This window comes from Cellulosimicrobium sp. TH-20 (genome assembly GCF_002105775.1).
Taxonomy (GTDB): domain Bacteria; phylum Actinomycetota; class Actinomycetes; order Actinomycetales; family Cellulomonadaceae; genus Cellulosimicrobium; species Cellulosimicrobium funkei.
This window is the reverse complement of record NZ_CP020857.1, coordinates 2,641,228-2,662,515: the sequence shown is the minus strand read 5'-3', so window position 1 is coordinate 2,662,515 and position 21,288 is coordinate 2,641,228. Positions and strand designations below refer to the sequence as shown.

The following is a 21,288-nucleotide window of genomic DNA, read 5'->3' as shown; positions in this document are numbered from 1 at the left end:
AGGGACGCACGGGCCACGACGACCCGCGCACGAGCGGAGATTCTGCGCCCCCGAGGGGGCCTTGCCGCAAGACCCCCCGTGCGCTATACGTTGGAGAGGGAGGCCGGTCGGGCCTCTCTTTTCGTGCCACCCTGTGCGCATGACGCACGCCCCGCCGCTGCCCGCGGACGACACCACCGCCGCACTCCATGAGCTGGCCCTGCGCTGGCGCGATGAGCTCCGCGGCCGCGCCGAGGTCTCGCTGCCCCACGAGGACGGCGGCGCGGAGGGGTTCTCGGTCACGCCCCGAGCCGACGGAGCGGCCGAGGTCTGGGTCATGCACGACGCCGAGGGCATCGTCGTGGGCATCGATCGATGCCCGGGGTGGGAGCTCCCCCGCACCGCGTCGAGCGTGGCGACGATCGACGCGGTGGTCGAGGCCGCCGTCGCTGGCACGATCGAGGTGGGCTCAGGTCGTGGGATCCGGCGCTATCGGGTCACCACGAGCGGCGGCGACGTCCTGGAGGACGCGTTCGAGGGGTTCCTGGCCCTCGCCCTGTCCATGCCCTGGCGTCCGCGGCTGCGGTGGGAGACGACGACACCGTACTGAGCCGACGCCGCCCGACGACCGGGCGTCAGCTCTCGGCGCGGCCCTCGCGCCAGTAGCCCATGAACGCGACGGCGCGGCGGTCGACGCCGAGGTCGGCGACGAGGTGGCGACGCAGCGTCTTGATGGCGCTCGCCTCGCCCGCGAGCCACGCGTAGAGGACGGTCTCCTCGTCGAGGAGCCCCGGGACCTCCCAGAGGATCGACGCGTCGACGTCGACGTCCTCGAGGTCCTCCGCGGTGCGGCACTGGACGGGAGGGTCCGTCCCGAGGACGCCCGCACCGAGCATGCGGGCGGCGGCCTCCTTGACGGCCGGCACGAGGCGCGCGCCGTGGGCGTCGTGCGGCCCGCCGGGGACGTCGTCGCGCGCGAGGAACGTCACGCGCACCCCGGGCGGGGTCACGAGGTCGCGCGCGTCGCCCACGTGCGGGACCTCGACGTAGACCTCGCCCCACGCGTCGGCGGGCAGGTCCTCGCAGATCGCCGCGATGGCGGGCAGCGCGGTCTCGTCGCCCGCGAGCAGGAGCGCGTGCGGGCGGGTGGGCGGGCGGAACTCGATGCCGCCCGCGGGGCCGTCGAACGTGGCGTCCGGGCCGAGCAGGACGAGCGGCGTGCCGACCTCGGCGGCGAGCGCCCAGCGCGACGCGGGGCCGGTGTCGCCGTGCAGCACGACGTCGACGTCGACCTCGCGCGCCTCGGGGCGCACCGCGACGGTCGTGTAGGTGCGCAGCGGGTTGCGGCGCTCCTCGGGCTGGTCGCGCCACGCGGCGTACCAGGACTCGGCGTCCCGCACGAGGTGCTCGTAGCCGCCGTCGAGCGCGGGGAGCACGAACTTGATCCGGACGTCGAGCCCCGGGTCGCCGAAGAGGTCGAGCTCCGGGCCGGTGAAGGTGAAGCGGCGGAAGCTCGGCGAGAGCTGCTCGACCCGCGCCACCTCGACGTCGAAGAAGCGCCAGGGGGCGGTCGCACGGGCGACGGGACGACGAGCGCGGGTGCGGGGTGCGACGACGGTCTGGCTCACACAGGTGAGGCTAACCTACGCGCCCACGGCGGGGTCAACCCGTCCGGGACGCGGACCTGCGCCCGGCGGGGTGAGACACGTCACGCTCCGCGGCCGCGGCTGCGCCAGAGCAGGTGAACGAAGTACGGCGCGCCCAGCAGCGCGGTGCCGAGACCCGCGGGGATCTGCCCCGGCGCGATGACGACGCGGCCCAGCGTGTCCGCGACGGACACGAGGAGGGCCCCGAGCAGCATCGCGACGGGCACGACCCGGGAGTGCCGCGACCCGACGAGCGCGCGGGCGGCGTGCGGCGCGACGAGGCCGACGAACGCGAGCGCCCCGATGGCGCACACGGCCGCGGCGGTGAGCAGCGCGGCGACGCCGAGCAGGAGCAGCCGCGTGCGGTCGAGCGCGACGCCGAGGACGCGCGGCGTGTCGTCGTCGAGCGCCACGACGTCGAGGTCGCGCCGGAACACCGCGGTGAGCGGGGTGAGCACGAGCAGCGCGAGCGCGACGGGGATCAGCTGCTCGAGCGTGCGCCCGTACGTGGAGCCCGACAGCCACGTGAGCGCGAGGTTCACGTCCCACGGCGCGACGACGACGACGAGCAGCGTGATGATCGCCATCACCCCGGCCTGGGCGCCGATGCCGATGAGCACGAGCCGGTCGGAGCTCAGCCCGCCGCGGTAGGAGAGCCCGTAGACGAGCCCGAACACGGCGAAGGCCCCGATCGCTGCGGCGGCGGACATCGGCCAGATCCCGACGCCGGGGACGAGCAGGATCATCGTCACGGCACCGAGGCCGGCGCCCGACGTCACGCCGAGCAGGCTCGGCTCCGCGAGCGGGTTGCGGCACACGGCCTGCACGATCGTGCCGGCGAGCGCGAGCGCGGCGCCCGCGAGGAGGGCCGCGAGCACGCGCGGGACGCGCTGGTCGAGCACGAACGTCACGTGCCGGCCGGCGACGCCGGCCCACCAGTTGGCGACGTCGCCCAGCAGCACGACCCGGTCGCCGAGCAGGAGGCCCGCGACGGCGGCCGCGGCGACGGCGAACGACAGGACGACCACGACCACGACGACCGCGCGCCGCGAGCGCGGCCGGCTCAGCGCACCGTGCCCGCCGCGGGACGACGCGGGCCCCGAGTCGCGCAGGCGGCGCGCGAGCCACACGAGCAGGATCGCGCCGAGGACGGTCGTGACGATGCCGGTCGGCACCGCGATCGAGAGCGTCCCGGGCAGCAGGAGGCGGAGCAGGACGTCGGCGCCGAGCACGACGACCACGCCGACGAGGGCCGCGAAGGGCAGGAGGAGGACGTGCCGCCCGAGCCCGGGCACGCGACGTGCGACGAGGCGGGCCACGACGGGCGCCGCGAGACCGACGAACCCGACCGGCCCGGCGACGGTCACGGCGATCGAGGCGAGCAGGACGGCGACGAGCACCGAGGCGACGCGCGTGCGGCGCACGTCGACGCCGAGGACGGTCGCGGCGTCGTCCCCGAGGCCGAGGAGGTCGAGCCGGCGCGCGAGGACGAGCGCGGCGAGGACGCCGACCACGACGACGGGCGTGGCCATCGTGACCGTGCGCGTGCCCGACTGGACGATCGAGCCGCTCCCCCACGCGAACAGGCCCATCGTCTCCTGCTCGAACAGCACGAGGAGGACCGTCGTCAGCGAGTGGAGCGCGAGCATGATGGCGGAGCCGGCGAGCACGAGCCGGGTCGGCCCGTCGGCGCCGCCGCGCGCCAGGACGAGCACGAGCCCGGCCGCGGCGAGCCCGCCGAGGAACGCGAGGCCGCCCTGGAGGTAGAACGGGACGGAGAGGCCGAACGCGGCGACCACGACGACCGTGAGGTAGGCGCCCGCGTTGACCGCGAGCGTGTCGGGCGACGCGAGCGGGTTGCGGGCGACCGACTGGAGCACCGCGCCGGCGACGCCGAGCGCGACCCCCAGCAGCAGGCCGGCGAGGAGCCGCGGCACGCGCGACGCGACGAGGACGGCGACCGTCTGGTCGACCCCGTCTCCCCCGGTCGCGAGGCGCAGCAGGTCGAGCGGGCCGACGTCGGCCGTGCCCTGCGTGAGGTGCACGGCGGCGAGCGCGAGCGCGACGACGACCGCCGCGAGGAACGCGCCCGCGACCCCGAGGCGCGACGTCCGCGCGCGGGGGGCGGTCGCCGTCGGGCCCGGGGCGGCGCCGACGCCCGGGGGGACGCCGCCCTCCGGGCCGTCCGCGCCGGGGACGACGGCCGGAGCCGGGTCCTCCAGGAGGAGGGTGTCCGGCTCCGGCGCGGTGCGCTGCTCTCGCCTGCTCACAGTGGGTCTCGTCAGCCTTCTCGTCGTCCTGGCGGGGTGCGCGCCCGGGGGTGCCGCGTCAGGCCGTCAGGGCCTCGACGACCGCGTCGGCGTAGGCCGCGGCGGACAGCGGGCCGCCGAACATCCAGATGCCGTCGGGCAGACGGTGCACGTCGCCGGCCGTGACGAACGGGAGCTGCTCCCACACGGCGTTGCCGGCGAGGCCCTCCTCGAACGGGTTCGCCTCGGAGTCGCTCGCGACGTAGAGGAACTGCACGTCGCCGAGCTGGGTGAGGCCCTCGACGTCGGTCTGCGCGAGGCCGTAGTCGGGGTCGCCGCCCTCGGTCCAGGCGTTGACGAGGCCGATCTCCTCGCCGATGGCGCCGAAGAACGAGCCCGGCGTGTACATGCGGATCGAGACGGCGCCGTTCGTCACCCAGCCGTCGGCCATCGTGAACTCGGCCCCGGCGAGGCCCGCCTCGTCGAGCGCGGTGGTGGCCTCGGCGATCTTCGCGTCGTACTCCTCGAGCGCGGCGGCCGCCTCGTCCTCGCGGCCCGTCACGGTGCCGAGCGTCTCGACCGTGGAGCGCATGTAGCCGATGGGGTCCTCACCGTCGGAGCCGCGCAGCGCGAGCACCGGCGCGACCTCCTCGATCTGCGCGATGACGTTCTCCGGCAGGTCCGTGGTCGTCACGACGAGGTCCGGCTCGAGAGCGGAGATCGCGTCGAGGCTGGGCTCGCCGCGCGTGCCGACGTCGGGCGTGCTCGCGTCGATCGGCGCGACGGTGTCCCACGTGTTGTAGCCCTCGACGTCCGCCTGGCCGACGGGCTCGACGCCCAGCGCCACGAGGTTCTCCGTGAGGCCCCACTCGAGCGAGACGATGTCGGTGGCCGGGGCGTCGAGGGTGACCTCGCCGCGCTCGTCGGTGACGGTGACCGGGCCGGACGCGGCGTCGGTCGTCGCGCCGTCGGACGTGCCGTCGGTCGCGGGCTCCTCGGTCGTGCCGCACGCGGTGAGCGCGAGCGCGGTCGCGAGCGCGACGGCGCCCACGGCGAGGGAACGGGTGGTCGAGCGCATGGGTGTCCTTCGGGTTCGGTGCGGAGACGGTGCGGAGGAGTACGAAGAGGTGCGGAGAGTCGCGGCCCGGCGACGGACGCCGCGGTCAGACGAGGACGGCCGCGTCCAGCCGGGCGGCGTGCCGGCCGAGCGGCTCGCAGCACGTGCGCCCCGTGAGGGGGTGCGTGTAGACGTCGACGTGGATGCCGTAGACCTCGGTGAGGAGCTCGGTCGTGAGCACGTCCTCGGCCCGGCCCGTGGCGCGCACGACGCCGCCGTGGAGCAGGACGACGTGGTCGGCCACCGCGGCGGCCTGGTTGAGGTCGTGCAGCACGACGCCCACGGCCACGCCGTGCTCGCTCGCCAGGTCGCGGACCAGGTCGAGCAGCTCGACCTGGTAGCGCAGGTCGAGGTACGTCGTCGGCTCGTCGAGCAGGAGCACCTTCGTGTCCTGCGCGAGGCACGTCGCGAGCCACACGCGCTGCAGCTCGCCGCCGGAGAGCTCGTCGACGCCGCGGTCGGCCATCGCGGTGATGCCCGTGACGTCCATGGCGTGCGCGATCGCGCGCGGGCCGTCGGGGTCGTTCGAGCGGAACCGGCCGCGGTAGGGGTGGCGCCCGTAGGCGACGACGTCGCGCACGCTCACGCCCGACGGCGTGGGCCGGCTCTGCGACAGGAGCGTCACGCGCCGCGCGAAGTCCTTGGCGTGGAGCGCGAGCGCGTCGGGCTCGTCGTCCAGGGCGACGGTCCCGGCGTCGGGCCGGTGCAGGCGCGCGAGCGAGCGCAGGAGGGTCGACTTGCCCGAGCCGTTGGGCCCGATGAGGGCCGTGACGGCCCCCGGGGCGAGCTCGAGCGCGGCGCCGTGGACCACGGTGCGGTCGTCGTAGGACAGCCGCAGGTCGTGACCCGCGAGCGCCGGGGCGCCGGGCAGGCCCGGCGCGACCGAGGCAGCTGAGGTTCCACTCACAAAGGTGAGGCTAATCTATGTCGCCCGCCCGGAACCAGCCCCTCACGTCCGTGTGACGGGGCTCACGAACGGCGTGGTGGTCAGCCCTCGGCGGCCCGGCCGGCCCGCCGTCGCGGCTCTCCCGCGCCCGCGGTGGGCGGCGCGTGGTCCTCGTCCGCCGCGTGCGCGCGGGTCGGGGACGCGTGCCGCTCCCCGCCGAGCGCGACGGGCACGACGAGCGCCCGGTGGTCCGACAGCCCCGTGTCGACCGCGACGGCGGGCGCCGTCGCCCGGACCGGGCCGTGGGCGAGCACGTGGTCGAGCTGGCGCGCGGGCTCGCCGACGGGGAACGTCGGCGCGGAGGCGAGGGGGCGCCATCTGCTCGTGCGCGCGGCCTGGGGCGCCTCGATGTTGAGGTCGCCGAGCAGGACGACGGGCTCGCCGTCGGGCACGTCGGCGGCGAGCTCCCGGGTGAGCCGCACGAGCTGCGTGAGGTTGCGCCCGGGCACGAAGGTCAGGTGCGTGCACACGACCGTCACCGGCCCGCCCGGCGCCTCGACGCGCGCGACGAGGGCCGCGCGCGGCTCGTCGCGCACGAGCGTCGGCAGCCGGCGCCCGGGGAAGCGCACGGGCACGCGCGTGCGGGGCGCGGGCAGCAGGACGGTGCGCCACGCCGTGACGGGGTACCGGCTCACGACGGCGATCCCGTAGGCGGCGCGCCCCGGCTGGTGCTCCCCCGTCGGCGCGGTCCACACGCCCGGCTCGCCGACGAGCGTCGCGACGAACCGGTGGTCGACGGCGCCCGCCGCCTCGGCCGCGACCGCGGTGAGGTCGGCGCGGTGCGAGCGGGGCTGGTCCCGGTCCACCTCCTGGAGCGCGAGGACGTCCGCGTCGAGGGCCCGGACGGCACCGGCGAAGCGGTCGACGTCGACGCGGTCGTCGACGAGCGACCGCCCGTGCAGGATGTTGAACGTCGCGAGGCGCACCCTCCCGATTGTGGGGACCACGGCCCGACGCCGCACGCGCTCGGCCGGGCGGCCGCTCCCCCGTGGCGACGTGCCAGCACCCCCGGGGTGGTGTAGACCCTGGGCATGGTGGACGACAGGGACGCACTGCACGACGGCCTCCGGATGACCGCCGCGGCGCTGGCCGAGGCCGAGATCCCGCACGCGCTCGTCGGCGGCTACGCGGCGTGGGCGCGCGGGGCGCCGGAGCCGAGCCACGACGCCGACTTCGCGATCCGCGAGGTCGACGTGGACCGGGCGCGCGAGGTGCTGCGCGAGGCGGGGCTCGAGATCACGGAGCCGACGGAGAACTGGCTCTTCAAGGCGTACCACGGGGGCGAGCTCATCGACGTCCTGTACCGGATGGTCGGCGAGCCGATCGACGACGACCTGCTCGCGCGCACCGACGAGCTCGAGGTCCTCGCGGTCCGCATGCCCGTGCTGTCCGCGACCGAGATCATGGCGTCGAAGCTGCGCGTCCTCGGCGAGCACTACTGCGACTTCTCGCGGCTCCTGCCGGTCGCGCGGGCGATGCGCGAGCAGATCGACTGGTCCGACGTCCGGGAGCGCGTGGACGACAACCCCTACGCCCGCGCGTTCCTGTTCCTCCTCGACGAGCTCGCCGTCGTGGACGCGCAGGACATGGGCGACGACTCCCTCGGCTCGCGCACCGACGCGGCCGAGCCGGCGTCCGGAGACCCGTCGAGCGCGCTGGAGTGAGGCCGACCCCCGTTCGCCGCGCGAGCGGGACGGACCCCGGGAAGGGTGTGGTCGTACCGCCCGCCAACCACAGGAGGTATCACCGATGAGCACGGTCACCCAGTCGATCGACGTCGACGTCCCCGTCCGCACGGCCTACGACCAGTGGACCCAGTTCGAGGAGTTCCCCCGCTTCATGGAGGGCGTCGAGGAGATCCGCCAGCTCGACGCGACGCACACGCACTGGAAGACGAAGATCGGCGGCGTCGAGCGCGAGTTCGACGCGGAGATCACCGAGCAGCACCCCGACGAGCGGGTGGCGTGGAACAGCACGTCGGGCCCCGACCACGCGGGCGTCGTGACCTTCCACCGGCTGAACGACACGCAGACCCGCGTCACGGTCCAGCTCGACTGGACGCCGGAGGGGGTCGTGGAGAAGGTGGGCGACGTCCTCCAGCTCGACGAGCGCCGCGTCAAGGGCGACCTCGCCCGGTTCAAGGAGTTCATCGAGTCCCGCGGGGCCGAGACGGGCGCGTGGCGAGGAGACGTCAGCTGACGACCCGGAGCACGTCGTCGGCCACGGCCGGCGACGACACCCCGCACGTCACGGAGCGGGTCCGGTTCGCCCGGGCCCGCTCCGGCGCGTCGTCCGCGCCGTCGACGCCCTCGGCGGCAGCGTCGGCAGGCACCGCGGAGGTGCGCTGCGCGGTCGGCGACCTCACCGCCGTCGTGCACGTGTCCGGGGCGGAGGCGCCCGACGTCGTGGTCGTGCTCGTGCACGGCGTCGGGTCGTCGGCGCGCGCGTTCGACCCGGTGCGGCGCGCGCTCCTGCGGCCGGGCGCGCTCCCCCGGGTCGCGGTGCACGCGATCGACCTGCCCGGCTTCGGCGCGGCGCCCCGCGCGCCGCGCGACGTGTCGATCGAGGAGCACGCGGCCGTCGTCGCGGAGCACGTGCGCCGCCACGTGCTCGACCTGCCCGACGGCGCCCCGCGCCCCGTCGTCGTGCTCGTCGGCCACTCGATGGGCGCGCAGGTCGTCGCCCAGGCCATGGCCGACCACCCCCGCGAGGCGCCCGCCGGGGTGCTCGTCGGGCCGACGGCGGACCGCCACGCCCGCAGCGCGCCGCGCCAGGCGCTGCGGCTCGCGCGCGACGCGGTGGGCGAGCGGCCGCGCGCGCTCGCGACGCTCGCCGTCGACTACGTGCTGCGCTGCTCGCTGCCGCACTACGCGCGCCAGGTCCGGCACATGCTGGCGCACCGGCTCGAGGACGTCGTGCCGCACGTGCCGGGGCGTCTCGTCGTGGTGCGGGGCGCGCTCGACCCGATCGCGCCGCGCCGGTGGTGCCGCGAGCTCGCGCTCGCCGCGCCGCGCGGCATGTTCCGCGAGGTCCGGGGACGCCACCATGCGATGGACGCCGACCCGGAGGGGATCGTCGCCGCCGTGCGTGATGCCGGTGGACTGCCGCGCGGACTGCCGCGAGACCTGCCCCAAGGCCTGCCCCGGGACCTGCCGTGAGGGCGCCCCGCTGGCCCCGCTCCCTGCGGCTGCGCGACCGCGCGGTGGACTACGCGTACGTCGCCGCGCGCCAGGTCCAGGGCGCCCTGCGCGCGCGCCGACCCGTCCCGACCGGCCCCGGCGGCGCGAGCCCCGTCGTGCTCCTTCCCGGCGTCTACGAGACGTGGCAGCTCCTCGGGCCGATCGCGACGGCCCTCGCCCGGGCCGGGCACCCCGTGCACGCCGTGCCCGGCCTCGGCTACAACCGGCGCCCGTTCGCCGAGGCGGCCGACCGCACGGCGGCGTTCCTCGAGCGGTCCGACCTGCACGACGTCGTCCTCGTCGCCCACAGCAAGGGCGGCCTCGTCGGCAAGCGCGTCATGCTGTCGGCCGCCGGGCCGCGCGTCGCCGGCATGGTCGCCGTGGCGACGCCGTTCCGCGGCTCGCGCTACGCGCAGTACCTGCTCGGGCGCACCCTGCGCGCGTTCTCGCCACGCGACGCCGCGCTGGTCGCGCTCGCCGCCGAGCGCGGGGTCGACGCGCGCATCACGGCCGTCTACCCGCGCTTCGACCCCCACATCCCCGAGACCGGCCGTCTCGAGGGCGGCCGGAACGTCGAGCTGCCGCTCGCCGGGCACTTCCTCCCGCTCGGCGACCCGACGCTCGTCGAGGTCGTGGTGCGGGAGGTCGACCGGTTCGCCCGGTCGGCCCCCACGGACTGAGCGCGGCCCTCAGGCCGAGCGGGCGGGCTCGCCCACCGCGACGCGCACGAGCTCCTGCGTGCACCGGGTCATCGCCACGTACAGCCCGTTCCACCCGCGCGGCTCGGCGGCGACGCCGTCGGGGTCCACGACGACGACCGCGTCCCACTCGAGGCCCTTCGCCTCGGACGCCCCGAGGACGGGCACGCCCTGGACCGTCGCACGCAGCGCCGCGAGGCGCGCGTGCGGCGCCACGACGCCCACGGTCCCGCCGTCGTACCGGGCCGCCAGGCGTGCGACCTCGGCGGCGACCGCATCACCCAGGCGTCCCGGCGCACCGTCCGGCACGACGACGTCCCGCGGCTCGACGCCCGCGTCCCGCACCGCGCGCGGCGGGTCGTTCCGGCTGCCCGCCGCGCGCAGCACCGGGCCGACGAGCGCCATGACCTCGCGCGGCGTGCGGTAGCAGATGGTGAGGTCCGCGCGCCGCCAACGCTCACCGAGGACCGGCCCGACGGCGTCCGCCCAGTCCGTGTGGCGGTGCGGCGCCTCGGTCTGGTCGACGTCCCCGACGGCCGTCACGGACCGCGTCGGGCAGCGGCGCAGCACCATGTGCCACTGCATGGGCGAGAGCTCCTGCGCCTCGTCGACCACGACGTGCCCGTAGACCCAGTCGCGACGTGCGGCCGCCCGCTGCGCGAGGAACTCGCCCTGCTCGCCGGGCGCGTCGGGAGCCCCCAGCGCGTCGGCGAGCGCGTCGAGCAGCGGCACGTCGCTCGGTGCGAGCGCGGGCGGCTCGCTCGTGACGCGGCGCGCCTCTGCCGCCGTCAGGTCGGGCGCGTGGCGCGCGAGGAGCGCGGCGTCGCCCAGCAGGTCCGCGAGCGCGGTGCGGACGCCCGTGACGGGCCACCAGGCGTCGACGGCGGCCGCGAACCCGGCGTCGCGCGCGAGGTCCTCCCGGAGCCGGTCGAGGTCCTCCTCGGTGAGCTCGCCGTCGACGTCGCCGCCGCGCGCGCCGGTCGTGGGGGCGCGGTCGTCGCGCGCGGCGAGCCCGGCGTCGAGCTTCCCGAGCACGTCCTCGAACCCCTCCTCGACCCGTTCGAGCAGCTCGGCGTGGCGTGCCGCGGCCTCGTCCACGAGAGCGTCGAGCAGCAGGTCCACGGCCCGGCCCCGCGCGGCCAGCACGCTGCGACCTCCCGCGCGAGAGGCACGGAGGACCTGGGCGACGCGGGCCGCGTCGAGCGTGAGCGGCTCGCCGTCGAGGCGGACCGTCAGTTCTCGCGCATCCGGGACGAGGGAGTCCGCGTACCGGGCGACGACGCCCTGCCACAGCGCGCGCCCCTTGATCTCCGCGACGTCGCGCGCCTCGTCACGCTCCGGCGCGACGCCGGGCACGAGCGTGTCGCACGTCGCCGAGACGACCGCCGTCTCCCCGAGCGCGGGCAGCACCTGCGCCACGTACTCGAGGAAGCGCGACGACGGCCCGAGCAGGAGGACGCCCCGCTCCGCGAGGTGCGGGTGGGTGAACAGCAGGTACGCGACGCGGTGCAGCGCGACGACGGTCTTGCCCGTCCCCGGGCCGCCCTGCACGACGAGCACCTGGTCCGCCGGGGCGCGCACGATCGCGTCCTGCTCCGTCTGGAGGGTCGCGACGGCGGTGCCCATGCGCCCGGTACGGCGCTCCGACAGCGCCGCGAGCAGCGCGCCTTCGCCGACGAGCCCGTCCTCCTGCTCCGCCCCGGTCACCGAGCCGTCGAGCGGCTCGTCGTCCACGCCGGTGACCCGGTCCCCCGCGGTCCGCACGTGCCGACGCCGCGCGAGACCCTGCGGTTCGCGCGCTGTCGCGGTGTAGAAGGCGCGTGCACCGTCAGCACGCCAGTCGAGCACGAGCGGGTCCGCGTCGTCCTCGGGCGCAGTGATCCCGACGCGCCCGACGTGGCGCGTGACCCCGTCGACGGTGTCGACGCGGCCGAAGACGAGCCCGCTCTCCGCGCGCTCGAGCTCCGTGCGACGGCGGCGCAGCCCGGCGCGCCGCGCGCGCTCGACGACGGCCTCGGCCCCGGGCGGGCCCGCGGCCGGGACCCGGTCGGCGACGTCGTCGGCAGGGGCGGCGAGCTGCGCGTCGAGCTCCGCGAGGAGCTCCGCGCGGCGGGTGAGCGCGGCGTCGAGGTGCTGCTGCTCCTCGGCGACGGCATGCGCCGCGGCGTCGCGCAGGCGGTCGGGACGGGTGGTGGCACGCAGGGACGGGGAGGGCTGGACCGGCACGGGACCTCTTCTCGTACGACGTACGGACACGGGCCCAACGCGTCGGGGAGCACCGTTGTTCCCGTCGCTCCCGCCGCGACCGACGAGTCAGGGGACGCGCGTCGCCCAGAACGCGACAGCCGACGCCGCGGCGACGTTGAGCGAGTCCACTCCCCCCGCCATGGGGATCGTGACGACCCGGTCCGCCGCCTCGATCGCACCGTGCGACAGGCCGTCGCCCTCCGTGCCGAGCACGAGCGCGAGCCGCTCGGGCGGGTCGGCCACGATGTCGTCGAGGCTCACCGCGTCGTCGGCGAGGGCGAGCGCGGCGACGACGAAGCCCTCGTCACGCAGCAGGTCGAGGCCGCCCGGCCACGTCTCGAACCGCGTCCACGGCACCTGGAACACCGTGCCCATGCTCACGCGCACCGAGCGGCGGTAGAGCGGGTCGGAGCAGCGCGGCGAGACGAGGACGGCGTCGACCCCGAGCGCGGCGGCCGACCGGAAGATCGCACCGACGTTGGTGTGGTCCACGATGTCCTCGAGCACCGCGACCCGGCGCGCGCCCGTCCCGCCGCGTGCCGCGGAGAGCAGGTCGTGCACGGGCGCGAGCGGCGGCCGGTGCATCGCCGCGAGCGCCCCGCGGTGCAGGTGGAACCCGGTGATCGCCTCGAGCACGTCGGGCGCACCGACGTAGACCGGGACCTGCTCGCCCGTGCCGCCCGGGGCGTCGTCGACCGGCAGCGCGGCGATGTCGTCGGCGAGGTCGTCGAGCCAGCGCTCGGCCATGAGGAACGACCGCGGGCGGTGCCCCGCGGCGAGCGCGCGCCGGATCACCGTCGAGCTCTCGGCGATGTACAGCCCCTTCTCCGGCTCGTGCTTGGACCGCAGCGCGACGTCGGTCAGGCGGTTGTAGTCCGCGAGGCGGTCGTCGGCGGGGTCGGTGACGTGCACGACCCTCAGGCCGGCTCGGGTGCTGGTCTCGCTCACGTCGTCGATTCTCCCAGGCATGCCACGCGCCTTGATCCCCGGCTCCGTCCTGTCTAGTCTGTCCAGACAGGACGAGGAGCGGGGGCCCCATGAGCTGGCAGGTGCAGGACGCGAAGCAACGCCTGAGCGAGGTCTTGCGAGAGGCCGAGAACGGTCCCCAGGTCATCACCCGGCACGGCAAGGAGATCGCCGTCGTCGTCGGGATCGACCTCTACCACGAGCTCGCCGGGGTCCGGGTGGAGCTCGCCGACTATCTCCTCGAGGCACCCACGGCGGACGACCTCGACCTCACCCGTGACCGGACTCCGTTGCGCGAGCTCGATCTCGGGGCCGACGCGTGAGGTACCTGCTCGACACGAACGTCGTCTCCGAGCTCGTGCGAACCCGCCCGGACGAGCAGGTCGTCGCGTGGCTCCGCGGGCTGCGGACGCACCAGATCTACCTCTCGGTGCTGACCGTCGGCGAGATCCGCACCGGGGTCCAGCGCCTCATGTCTCGCGACGCCGCGCGGGCGACCGCGCTCGAGACGTGGGTCCACGGTCTCGAGGAGACGTACGGGGACCGCATCCTCCCCGTCACGCTCGAGATCGCGCAGCGGTGGCCGGCCGTGCACGCGGCGCGCCCGCTGCCCGTCGTCGACTCTCTGCTCGCGGCGACCGCCCTCGCCCACGGGCTCACGGTGGCGACCCGGAACACCCGGGACTTCGTTACCTGCGGCGTCCCCGTCGTCAACCCGTTCTCCTCACCCTGACCGCTCACCGCTGACCGCTCGCCGCTGGCGTGTCGCGGGTCACGGTCCTTCGCCCCTCGCGCGATCCGGGCATCGGGGGTCGAATAGGGGCATGGGATCCGCGCCGGACGCTGCACCGACCCCCGCCACGGCGGCCTCCTCGACCTCGGCGAGCACGACCGAGCGGTCGCTCGACGCGCCGTGGTCGCGCCCGCCCGACGCCGTCCTCGCCGAGCTCGGCACGGACGCAGGCGGCCTCTCCAGCGCCGACGCCGCGACACGGCTCGCGGAGGTGGGGCCCAACCGGCTGCCGCCGCCGCAGCGCGACCCGCTGTGGAAGCGGATCCTCGTCCACTTCGACGACATCCTCATCTACATCCTGCTCGTCTCGGCCGTGCTCAAGGCGATCCTCGGCGACTGGGTCGACTTCACGGTGATCCTCGCGGTCGCGGTGATCAACGCGGCGATCGGGTTCATCCAGGAGGGGCGCGCGGAGAGCGCGCTCGAGGGCATCCGGAACATGCTGTCCGTCAACGCCGAGGTGCGGCGCGACGGTGCGTGGGCCCGCGTGGACGCCGACGACGTCGTGCCCGGCGACGTCGTGCGCGTGCGCTCGGGCGACCGCGTGCCCGCGGACGTCCGGCTGATCCAGGCGACGAACCTGCGCGTCGAGGAGTCGGCGCTCACGGGCGAGTCGGTCGCGGCGGCAAAGTCGGTGGCCCCGGTCGGGGCGGACGCGGGCGTGGGCGACCGGTCGAGCATGCTCTTCTCGAGCACGCTCGTGGCCGCGGGCCAGGGCGTGGGCGTCGTCACCGCGACCGGGACGGCGACCGAGATCGGCCGGATCCAGACGATGATCTCCGAGGTCCGCAGCCTCGCGACGCCGTTGACGCGCCAGCTCGACCGGTTCGGCAAGCTGCTCGCGGTGCTCATCCTCGCGATGGCCGTCGTCATGGTGATCATCGGCCGCGTCTTCCACGACTTCACCGTCCCGGAGCTCATCTCGGCGTCCATCGGCTTCGCGGTCGCCGCGGTGCCGGAGGGCCTGCCCGCGCTCGTGACGATCACGCTCGCGCTCGGGGTGCAGCAGATGGCCCGGCGCCGCGCGATCACGCGCAAGCTCCCCGCGGTCGAGACGCTCGGCTCGGTGACCACGATCTGCTCGGACAAGACCGGCACGCTCACCAAGAACGAGATGACGGCGCGCACGGTCCGCACGAGCGGGCGCACGTTCGCGGTCGCGGGCGCGGGGTACGCGCCCGTGGGAGACGTGACCGTGCCCGACGACGCACCCCGCCCCGGGGCGACCGGCGCACCCGGCGAGGTGGACGGCGCGGGCGAGGGACCGGCGTCGGGCACCCGGCACGCGGACCTCGCCGACGACCGCGACCTCGCGGCCCTCGCGACGGTCATGATGCTGTGCAACGACGCGCGGATCGTGCCCGACGGCGAGGACACCGACGGCTGGCGGCTCGTCGGCGAGCCGACGGAGGGGGCGCTGCGCACGCTCGGCATGAAGGCCGGCGTCGACCCGACGGGGTGGCGGCGCGTCGCCGTCGTGCCGTTCGAGTCCGAGAACAAGTTCATGGCCACGCTCGACGCCGACCCCGACGGCGGCCTGCACGTGCACGTCAAGGGCGCGCCCGACCGCGTCCTGGACCGCTGCGCGACCCAGCTCGACCTGGACGGCGGCAGCGAGCCGCTCGACCGGGCGTTCTGGGACGCGCAGATCGACGCGCTCGGCGGGCAGGGTCTGCGCGTGCTGGCAGCCGCGCGACGCCCGGCCGCCGAGGGCACGGCGGACCTCGACGTCGCCGACGTCGCGGACGGCCTGGAGCTGTGCGGGCTCGTCGGCATCGTGGACCCGCCGCGCCCCGAGGCGATCGAGGCCATCGCCGAGTGCCGCGACGCGGGCATCCGCGTGAAGATGATCACCGGCGACCACGCGGGCACCGCGCTCGCGATCGGCCGCGAGATGGGCATCGTCGACGCCCACGACGGCTCGTCCGCGCCGGCCGTGCTCACCGGCCCCGAGCTCGAGGAGATGAGCACGGAGAAGCTGCGCCAGGTGGTGCGCGACGTCGACGTGTACGCGCGCACGAGCCCTGAGCACAAGATCCGCATCGTGTCCGCGCTCCAGTCGCACGGCGAGGTCGTCGCGATGACGGGCGACGGCGTCAACGACGCCCCCGCGCTCACCCAGGCGGACGTCGGCGTCGCGATGGGCATCAAGGGCACCGAGGCGACCAAGGAGGCCGCGGAGGTCGTGCTCGCCGACGACAACTTCGCGACCATCGAGCGGGCCGTGAAGGAGGGGCGGCGGATCTACGACAACATCCGCAAGTCCGTCCTGTTCCTGCTCCCGACCAACGGCGCGCAGTCGCTCGTCATCCTCGTCGCGGTCCTGTTCGGCCTCACCCTGCCGCTCCAGCCGGTCCAGGTGCTGTGGATCAACATGATCACCGCGGTCACGCTGTCGCTCGCGCTCGCGTACGAGAAGGCGGAGCCCGACGTCATGCGCCGCGCCCCGCGCGACCCGAAGGCGTCGATCCTCGACGGCGCGTACGTGCGCCGCATCCTGCTCGTGTCGCTCCTCATCGGCGGCGCGACCATCCTGCTGTTCTACGTCGAGCGGGCGCAGGGCGTCCCGCTCGCCGAGGCCCAGACGACGGCTGTCACGATGCTCGCGCTCGGCCAGCTCGCCTACCTGTTCAACTGCCGGTTCCTCGACCGGTCGAGCCTCACGCTTGACGTGCTGCGCGGCAACCGGGTCGTCTGGGTCTCGGCGGCGACGCTGCTCGCGCTGCAGGCCGTCTTCGTCTACGCACCGTTCATGCACTCGTGGTTCGACTCGGCGCCCATCGCGCTCGCGGAGTGGGGCAAGACGCTCGGGCTCGCGCTCGTCGTCTTCCTGCTCGTCGAGGTCATCAAGTGGGTCGGCCGGCGCTGGACGGCGCGCGACCACGTGCCCGCCCTCGTCGAGCGGGACGCCGGTCAGCGCTGAGAGGCGCGAACACCACGCGCCGCTGCACCTCGTAGCTCGTCGCGACGAGCACGGCGTCGGTGCCGACCTTGGCCGCGAGGAGCGGCAGGCCGATCCCGGTCAGCAGCGCGAGCAGCCCGTAGCTCGCCGCGAGCAGCACGGCCGCGAGCGCCACGTACCGGGCCGCCGCGACGCGCAGCGGGAGATCGCGCCCGCCCGGGAACACCAGGCGGCGGTTCACGGCGAAGTTCACGCCCGCGCTGAGCAGGCGCGCGCCCACCACGGCCGCGAGGAGCGACCCGGTGCCCGCGTGCAGCGCGAGCAGCGCGACGACGTCGACCGCGGCCGAACCGAGCGACGACGCCGCGAACCGCAGCAGCGGCGCCCACACGCGCAGCGAGTCGGCGACGGGCCGGAAGTGCGAGGACGCGTTGTCGTCGAGGTACACCGTCGCGACGTCCACCTCGACGATCCGGCGGCCCGCGCGGGTCGCCTCGAGGAGCGCGCGCAGCTCGTACTCGTACCGGTCCCCGCGCACGGCGAGGAGATCGCCGAGCAGGCCCGGCCCGTAGGCGCGCAGCCCGGTCTGGGTGTCCCGGACACGCGTGCCGGTCGTCGCGGCGAACGCCCAGCGGGTCGCGGCGTTGCCGATGCGGCTGCGCACCGGCACGTCGCCCGCGAAGCGCCGCGCGCCGAGCACGACGGCCTCGGGCTCGGCCTGCGAGCGCGCAGCGACCCGCAGCACGTCGACCACGGTGTGCTGCCCGTCCGCGTCGGCGCACACCACGCCGTGGCCGGGCAGCCGGTCGCGCACCCACCGGATCCCGGTCCGCAGCGCGTAGCCCTTCCCACGGTTCACCGGGACGGTGAGCACCACGGCGCCCAGCGCCCGCACCGCGCGGAACACTCCCCCGCACCGCCGGTCGCTGCCGTCGTCGACCACCACGACCGGCGACTCGGGGACGGCCGCCCGCAGCGCGTCGACGAGCGCGACGAGCCGCGCGTCGGGCTGGTACGCAGGCACCACGACGGCGGTCCGCGCGACGCTCGTCGCCGGGTCCGCGGGCTGCTCGCGCGTGGTCGCGGCGGCCATCAGGCACCGTCCGCGACGTAGAGGACGTCGGACGTGCCACGCTCACGACCCTGCGACGGGCTGTTGACGACCTCGCCGTCGAACCAGAGTGTCGAGGACCCGCCGCCGTCGATGTTGTAGGCGGTCTTCGCGCCGAGGTCCTGCAGGATCCCGGCGAGCTCGGTCGTCGTCGCGCCGCGCGAGTAGCCCTCCTGACGGCCGTCCACGACGACGAGGACGAGGTGGTTCTCGTCGACGACCCCGATCGCCGTACGCGGCTGCTCGCCCTGGATCGAGTGGTTCCCGACGTTCGTGTCGACCTCGACGTCGTCGATCCCGGCCACGACCTCGCCGTCCTCGACGAGCGCGGGCCCGAACGACAGCGTGTTCCACACCCCGGCGTCGACGAGGCTCTGCGCGTCGGTCGTCGTCTCGTCGTAGACCTCGACGTGGCCGTCGCGGTAGATCGCGAGGCCCTCGCGCGCGCCCTCGTCCCGGTACACGACGCCGTTGCGGATGACGATGCCGGTGTCACGGAACCCGTAGTAGTCGCCGTTGACCGCGAGGACGGCGCCGTTGTCGGCAGCGATGTCCGACGTCGTCTCCGTGATGTTCGTGCCGAACGCGTCCTGCGCGAACGCGGAGCGCAGGTCCGTCATGTCGGAGAGCACGACGTCGGCCACGTAGTACGTCAGGGTGTCGTCCCCCGACCCGGTGGTCACCCGGGAGACCGTGATGATCGTGCTGTCGGACGTGTACGTGTCGCCGTCGACCGTCCCGGTGCCCGCGGAGGTGCCCGCCGAGGTCCCGGTCGAGGCGCCCGCGCCATCGTCCGCGGTCGCCCCCTGGCCCGACGCCCCGCTCACGTCGAGACCCTGCGAGGCCTCGTACGCCGACACGTCGGCGATCTCGACGTGCTCGACGACGAACCGGTCCAGCGCCCACGCCGTGGCGCCACCCAGCGGGAGCAGCACGGCAAGGGCCGTGACGATCGCGGCACGCCACCGTCGTCGGCGTCGGGACACGGGCGGCGGGGACGAGGCGGGAGGGGCGGGGTGCGGGGCAGGGGTGCTCATGGGCCGTGTCTACGGAGCGGGCGTGTGCTGTCCGGATGCCACCGCTGTCCGTCCGCTGTGAGCGGCCGCGCGGCTCCCGGGGCGTCCCGTGACCGACCTCTCAGCCCGTCGGCTTGCGTCGACAGATACCCCGGGGGGTATCGTCGGAGCATGATCCCCTCGCCCCCCGGCTCGACGACCCACCCGTCCGACCCCGACGGCGCCCGCCGCATCGTCGTCGTCGGCGGCGTCGCGGGCGGCATGAGCGCCGCCGCGCGCGCCCGCCGCCTCGACGAGCGCGCGTCGATCATCGTGCTCGAGCAGTCCGACCACGTCTCGTTCGCGGGCTGCGGCCTGCCGTACCAGGTGGCGGGCGAGATCGCGGAGCGCGACGCCCTCCTGCTGCACACGCCCGCCTCGCTCCGCGCGAGCCTCGACCTCGACGTGCGCACGCGTCACCGCGTCACCGCGGTCGACCGCGCGGCGCGCACGGTCACCGTCGCCGCCGAGGACGGCACGTACGAGCTCGGCTACGACGCGCTCCTCCTCGCGCCCGGCGCGACCACCGTCCTCCCGCCCGTCGCGGGCCTCGACCACCCGGCCGTGCACACGCTGCGGACCATGGCGGACCTCGACGCCCTGTCGGCCCGGCTCGCGCAGCTCGAGGCGGAGGTCGCCGCGGGTCGCACGGCCCCGCTGCGGGCCGTCGTCGTCGGCGCGGGCTTCATCGGGCTCGAGGCCGTGGAGGCGCTCGTCGGCCGCGGCCTCACGGTCGACGTCGTCGAGCGCGCCGACCAGGTGCTGCCGCCGCTGGAGCCCGACCTCGCGCCGCTGCTCGCGGACGAGCTCCGCGACCACGGCGTCGGGCTCCACCTCGGGACCTCCGCGAGCGCCGTCGTGCCGCAGCCCGAGGGCGCGGACCACGCCGTCGCGCTCGAGCTCACGGACGGCAACGCCCTCGACGCCGACGTGGTGCTCGTGAGCGTCGGGGTGCGGCCCGCGAGCGACCTCGCGGCGGCGGCCGGGCTCGCGCTCGGGGAGCGCGGAGGGATCCGCGTCGACGCCGACCAGCGCACGTCCGACCCGCACGTGTGGGCCGTCGGCGACGCCGTCGAGGTCGTGCACGCGGTCACCGGAGCGACGGGCCCCGTCCCGCTCGCCGGCCCGGCCAACCGCCAGGGCCGGCGCGCCGCGGACTCGATGCTGGGCCACCGGACGACACCGCAGGCGCCCGTGCTCGGGACGGCGATCGTGCGCGTGTTCGGGCTCACCGCCGCCGTGACCGGGCCGAGCCACGCGACCCTGGCGGCGGCCGACGTCGTGCACGAGCAGGTGCGCGTCCATGCGGCCCACCACGCCGGCTGGTTCCCCGGCGCCGAGCCGGTCCACGTGACGGCGAGCTTCGCGCCCGACGGCCGCCTGCTCGGCGCGCAGGCCGTGGGCCGCGCGGGGGTGGACAAGCGCATCGACGTGCTCGCGACCGCGCTGCGCGCCGGGCTCACGGCCGACGACCTCGCCGAGCTCGAGCTCGCGTACGCCCCGCCCTACGGCGCTGCCAAGGACGTCGTCAACATGCTGGGGTTCGTCGCCCAGAACGTGCTCGACGGCACGATGCCGCAGTGGCACGCGGCCGACCTCGACGAGGTCGTCGCGACCTCGCTCGTGCTCGACGTCCGGTCGCGCGCCGAGCACGCCGGGGGCCACCTCGACGGGGCCCTCAACGTGCCGCACACCGAGCTGCGCGAGCGGCTCGACGAGGTGCGCGCCGCCGCGGCGGGGCGCCACGTCGCCGTGCACTGCGCGAGCGGCGTGCGCTCCTACCTCGCGACCCGTGTCCTGCTCGCCGCCGGGCTCGACGCGCGCAACCTCTCCGGCGGCTGGCTCACCCTGACCACCACGCCGCGCGCCGCGCGCACCCTCGAAGGAGTCCCCGCATGATCGACCGCCTCCGCCGCCTGTTCTCCCGCTCCTCCGACGACGGCGGCGTGCGCCCGACCGTCGACGCCACCACCGCGGTGCAGCTCGTCCGCGACGGCGCGACGCTCCTCGACGTGCGCGAGCGCGACGAGTGGCGCGCCGGGCACGCGCCCCAGGCCGTGCACGTACCGCTCGCCGACGTCCCGTCGGTCGCGCCGCGGCGCCTGCAGGACGGCGCGACCGTCGTCGTCGTGTGCGCGTCGGGGATGCGCTCGCGCACCGCGGCGCGCCAGCTCCGCTCGCTCGGCTACGCCGCGACGAGCCTGTCCGGCGGGCTCGGCGCGTGGCAGGCCGCGGGCGGAGCCGTGCGACGCTGATCCTGCGCCACCACGCACGGCCGCCCCCGGCCCCGCCGAACCCCGACCCTCGCACCCCCGATCGACCCCCACACCCGAGGAGACCCACCATGTGCAGTCCCGCCCTGTGCCGCACCTGCGGCAAGACCACCTGGACCGGCTGCGG

Annotated in this window: 19 protein-coding genes; 10 read left to right on the top strand and 9 right to left on the bottom strand. The window is 75.6% G+C overall.

Annotated elements, in window-relative coordinates; genetic code table 11:
* Positions 1–139: 139 nt before the first annotated feature.
* Positions 140–589: a hypothetical protein gene (locus tag B8281_RS11740; protein WP_157446620.1), complete on the top strand. Its 450-nt coding sequence runs from the start codon at positions 140–142 to the stop codon at positions 587–589.
* Positions 590–614: 25 nt separating this feature from the next.
* Here B8281_RS11740 and B8281_RS11735 read toward each other — a convergent pair whose 3' ends face one another.
* The 5 genes from B8281_RS11735 to B8281_RS11715 form a co-directional block, all read right to left on the bottom strand.
* The gene (locus B8281_RS11735; protein ID WP_085387799.1) at positions 615–1,607 is read right to left on the bottom strand and encodes a siderophore-interacting protein; all 993 of its coding nucleotides are present in this window, start codon (positions 1,605–1,607) and stop codon (positions 615–617) included.
* 80 nt (positions 1,608–1,687) lie between these two features.
* On the bottom strand, positions 1,688–3,847 hold the full coding sequence (locus B8281_RS11730; RefSeq protein WP_085388738.1) for an iron ABC transporter permease: 2,160 nt from the start codon (positions 3,845–3,847) through the stop codon (positions 1,688–1,690).
* Positions 3,848–3,953: 106 nt separating this feature from the next.
* Positions 3,954–4,952 (bottom strand): iron-siderophore ABC transporter substrate-binding protein, encoded by a 999-nt coding sequence (locus B8281_RS11725; RefSeq protein ID WP_051876420.1) that lies wholly within the window; start codon positions 4,950–4,952, stop codon positions 3,954–3,956.
* Positions 4,953–5,037: 85 nt separating this feature from the next.
* Positions 5,038–5,898, bottom strand: coding sequence for an ABC transporter ATP-binding protein (locus tag B8281_RS11720; protein ID WP_051876422.1), 861 nt, complete (start codon positions 5,896–5,898; stop codon positions 5,038–5,040).
* Positions 5,899–5,978: 80 nt separating this feature from the next.
* Positions 5,979–6,863: an endonuclease/exonuclease/phosphatase family protein gene (locus B8281_RS11715; RefSeq protein WP_085387798.1), complete on the bottom strand. Its 885-nt coding sequence runs from the start codon at positions 6,861–6,863 to the stop codon at positions 5,979–5,981.
* 105 nt (positions 6,864–6,968) lie between these two features.
* Here B8281_RS11715 and B8281_RS11710 point away from each other — a divergent pair, with 105 nt between their 5' ends.
* The 4 genes from B8281_RS11710 (at position 6,969) to B8281_RS11695 (ending at position 9,796) form a co-directional block, all read left to right on the top strand.
* Positions 6,969–7,601 (top strand): nucleotidyltransferase family protein, encoded by a 633-nt coding sequence (locus B8281_RS11710; RefSeq protein ID WP_076404711.1) that lies wholly within the window; start codon positions 6,969–6,971, stop codon positions 7,599–7,601.
* Positions 7,602–7,686: 85 nt separating this feature from the next.
* Positions 7,687–8,136 (top strand): SRPBCC family protein, encoded by a 450-nt coding sequence (locus B8281_RS11705; protein ID WP_021483430.1) that lies wholly within the window; start codon positions 7,687–7,689, stop codon positions 8,134–8,136.
* Complete coding sequence (locus B8281_RS11700; protein WP_085387797.1) at positions 8,115–9,095, top strand: alpha/beta fold hydrolase; 981 nt, start codon at positions 8,115–8,117, stop codon at positions 9,093–9,095. The genes B8281_RS11705 and B8281_RS11700 overlap by 22 nt, the downstream gene beginning before the upstream one ends.
* Positions 9,092–9,796, top strand: coding sequence for a triacylglycerol lipase (locus tag B8281_RS11695; RefSeq protein WP_085387796.1), 705 nt, complete (start codon positions 9,092–9,094; stop codon positions 9,794–9,796). Before B8281_RS11700 ends, B8281_RS11695 begins: the two co-directional genes overlap by 4 nt.
* A 9-nt stretch (positions 9,797–9,805) precedes the next feature.
* Here the strand turns inward: B8281_RS11695 and B8281_RS11690 are convergent, their stop codons facing one another.
* Positions 9,806–12,040 (bottom strand): AAA family ATPase, encoded by a 2,235-nt coding sequence (locus B8281_RS11690; RefSeq protein WP_232322553.1) that lies wholly within the window; start codon positions 12,038–12,040, stop codon positions 9,806–9,808.
* 87 nt (positions 12,041–12,127) lie between these two features.
* Entirely contained in the window at positions 12,128–13,009 is an 882-nt protein-coding gene (locus B8281_RS11685; protein WP_232322552.1) for an RNA methyltransferase, read from the bottom strand.
* 89 nt (positions 13,010–13,098) lie between these two features.
* On the opposite strand from B8281_RS11685, the gene B8281_RS11680 reads away from it, so the two are divergent.
* From B8281_RS11680 to B8281_RS11670, 3 genes are all read left to right on the top strand, one after another.
* Positions 13,099–13,350, top strand: a complete 252-nt coding sequence (locus B8281_RS11680; protein WP_085387794.1) for a type II toxin-antitoxin system Phd/YefM family antitoxin — start codon at positions 13,099–13,101, stop codon at positions 13,348–13,350.
* Positions 13,347–13,760 (top strand): type II toxin-antitoxin system VapC family toxin, encoded by a 414-nt coding sequence (locus tag B8281_RS11675; RefSeq protein WP_085387793.1) that lies wholly within the window; start codon positions 13,347–13,349, stop codon positions 13,758–13,760. The genes B8281_RS11680 and B8281_RS11675 overlap by 4 nt, the downstream gene beginning before the upstream one ends.
* Before the next feature lie 91 nt (positions 13,761–13,851).
* A complete protein-coding gene (locus B8281_RS11670) occupies positions 13,852–16,743 on the top strand; it encodes a cation-transporting P-type ATPase (protein WP_085387792.1) in 2,892 nt (963 codons plus the stop codon).
* On the opposite strand, the gene B8281_RS11665 is transcribed toward B8281_RS11670, so the two are convergent.
* Together B8281_RS11665 and B8281_RS11660 are read right to left on the bottom strand one after the other, a co-directional pair.
* Positions 16,667–17,815, bottom strand: coding sequence for a glycosyltransferase (locus B8281_RS11665; protein WP_085387791.1), 1,149 nt, complete (start codon positions 17,813–17,815; stop codon positions 16,667–16,669). The genes B8281_RS11670 and B8281_RS11665 overlap by 77 nt on opposite strands.
* Positions 17,815–18,870: a phosphodiester glycosidase family protein gene (locus tag B8281_RS11660; protein WP_085387790.1), complete on the bottom strand. Its 1,056-nt coding sequence runs from the start codon at positions 18,868–18,870 to the stop codon at positions 17,815–17,817. Before B8281_RS11660 ends, B8281_RS11665 begins: the two co-directional genes overlap by 1 nt.
* A gap of 150 nt (positions 18,871–19,020) precedes the next feature.
* Here B8281_RS11660 and B8281_RS11655 point away from each other — a divergent pair, with 150 nt between their 5' ends.
* Together B8281_RS11655 and B8281_RS11650 are read left to right on the top strand one after the other, a co-directional pair.
* Positions 19,021–20,787 carry an FAD-dependent oxidoreductase gene (locus tag B8281_RS11655; protein WP_085387789.1) on the top strand — a complete coding sequence of 589 codons (1,767 nt, stop codon included), beginning with the start codon at positions 19,021–19,023 and terminating at the stop codon, positions 20,785–20,787.
* Complete coding sequence (locus B8281_RS11650) at positions 20,784–21,143, top strand: rhodanese-like domain-containing protein (RefSeq protein ID WP_085387788.1); 360 nt, start codon at positions 20,784–20,786, stop codon at positions 21,141–21,143. The genes B8281_RS11655 and B8281_RS11650 overlap by 4 nt, the downstream gene beginning before the upstream one ends.
* Positions 21,144–21,288: the final 145 nt, after the last annotated feature.

Coding starts and splice junctions, on each gene's coding strand:
- B8281_RS11740 (WP_157446620.1), top strand. CDS start 140: ATGACGCACGCCCCGCCGCTGCCCGCGGACGACACCACCGCCGCACTC.
- B8281_RS11725 (WP_051876420.1), bottom strand. CDS start 4,952: ATGCGCTCGACCACCCGTTCCCTCGCCGTGGGCGCCGTCGCGCTCGCG.
- B8281_RS11710 (WP_076404711.1), top strand. CDS start 6,969: ATGGTGGACGACAGGGACGCACTGCACGACGGCCTCCGGATGACCGCC.
- B8281_RS11705 (WP_021483430.1), top strand. CDS start 7,687: ATGAGCACGGTCACCCAGTCGATCGACGTCGACGTCCCCGTCCGCACG.
- B8281_RS11680 (WP_085387794.1), top strand. CDS start 13,099: ATGAGCTGGCAGGTGCAGGACGCGAAGCAACGCCTGAGCGAGGTCTTG.
- B8281_RS11670 (WP_085387792.1), top strand. CDS start 13,852: ATGGGATCCGCGCCGGACGCTGCACCGACCCCCGCCACGGCGGCCTCC.
- B8281_RS11665 (WP_085387791.1), bottom strand. CDS start 17,815: ATGGCCGCCGCGACCACGCGCGAGCAGCCCGCGGACCCGGCGACGAGC.
- B8281_RS11660 (WP_085387790.1), bottom strand. CDS start 18,870: ATGAGCACCCCTGCCCCGCACCCCGCCCCTCCCGCCTCGTCCCCGCCG.
- B8281_RS11655 (WP_085387789.1), top strand. CDS start 19,021: ATGATCCCCTCGCCCCCCGGCTCGACGACCCACCCGTCCGACCCCGAC.
- B8281_RS11650 (WP_085387788.1), top strand. CDS start 20,784: ATGATCGACCGCCTCCGCCGCCTGTTCTCCCGCTCCTCCGACGACGGC.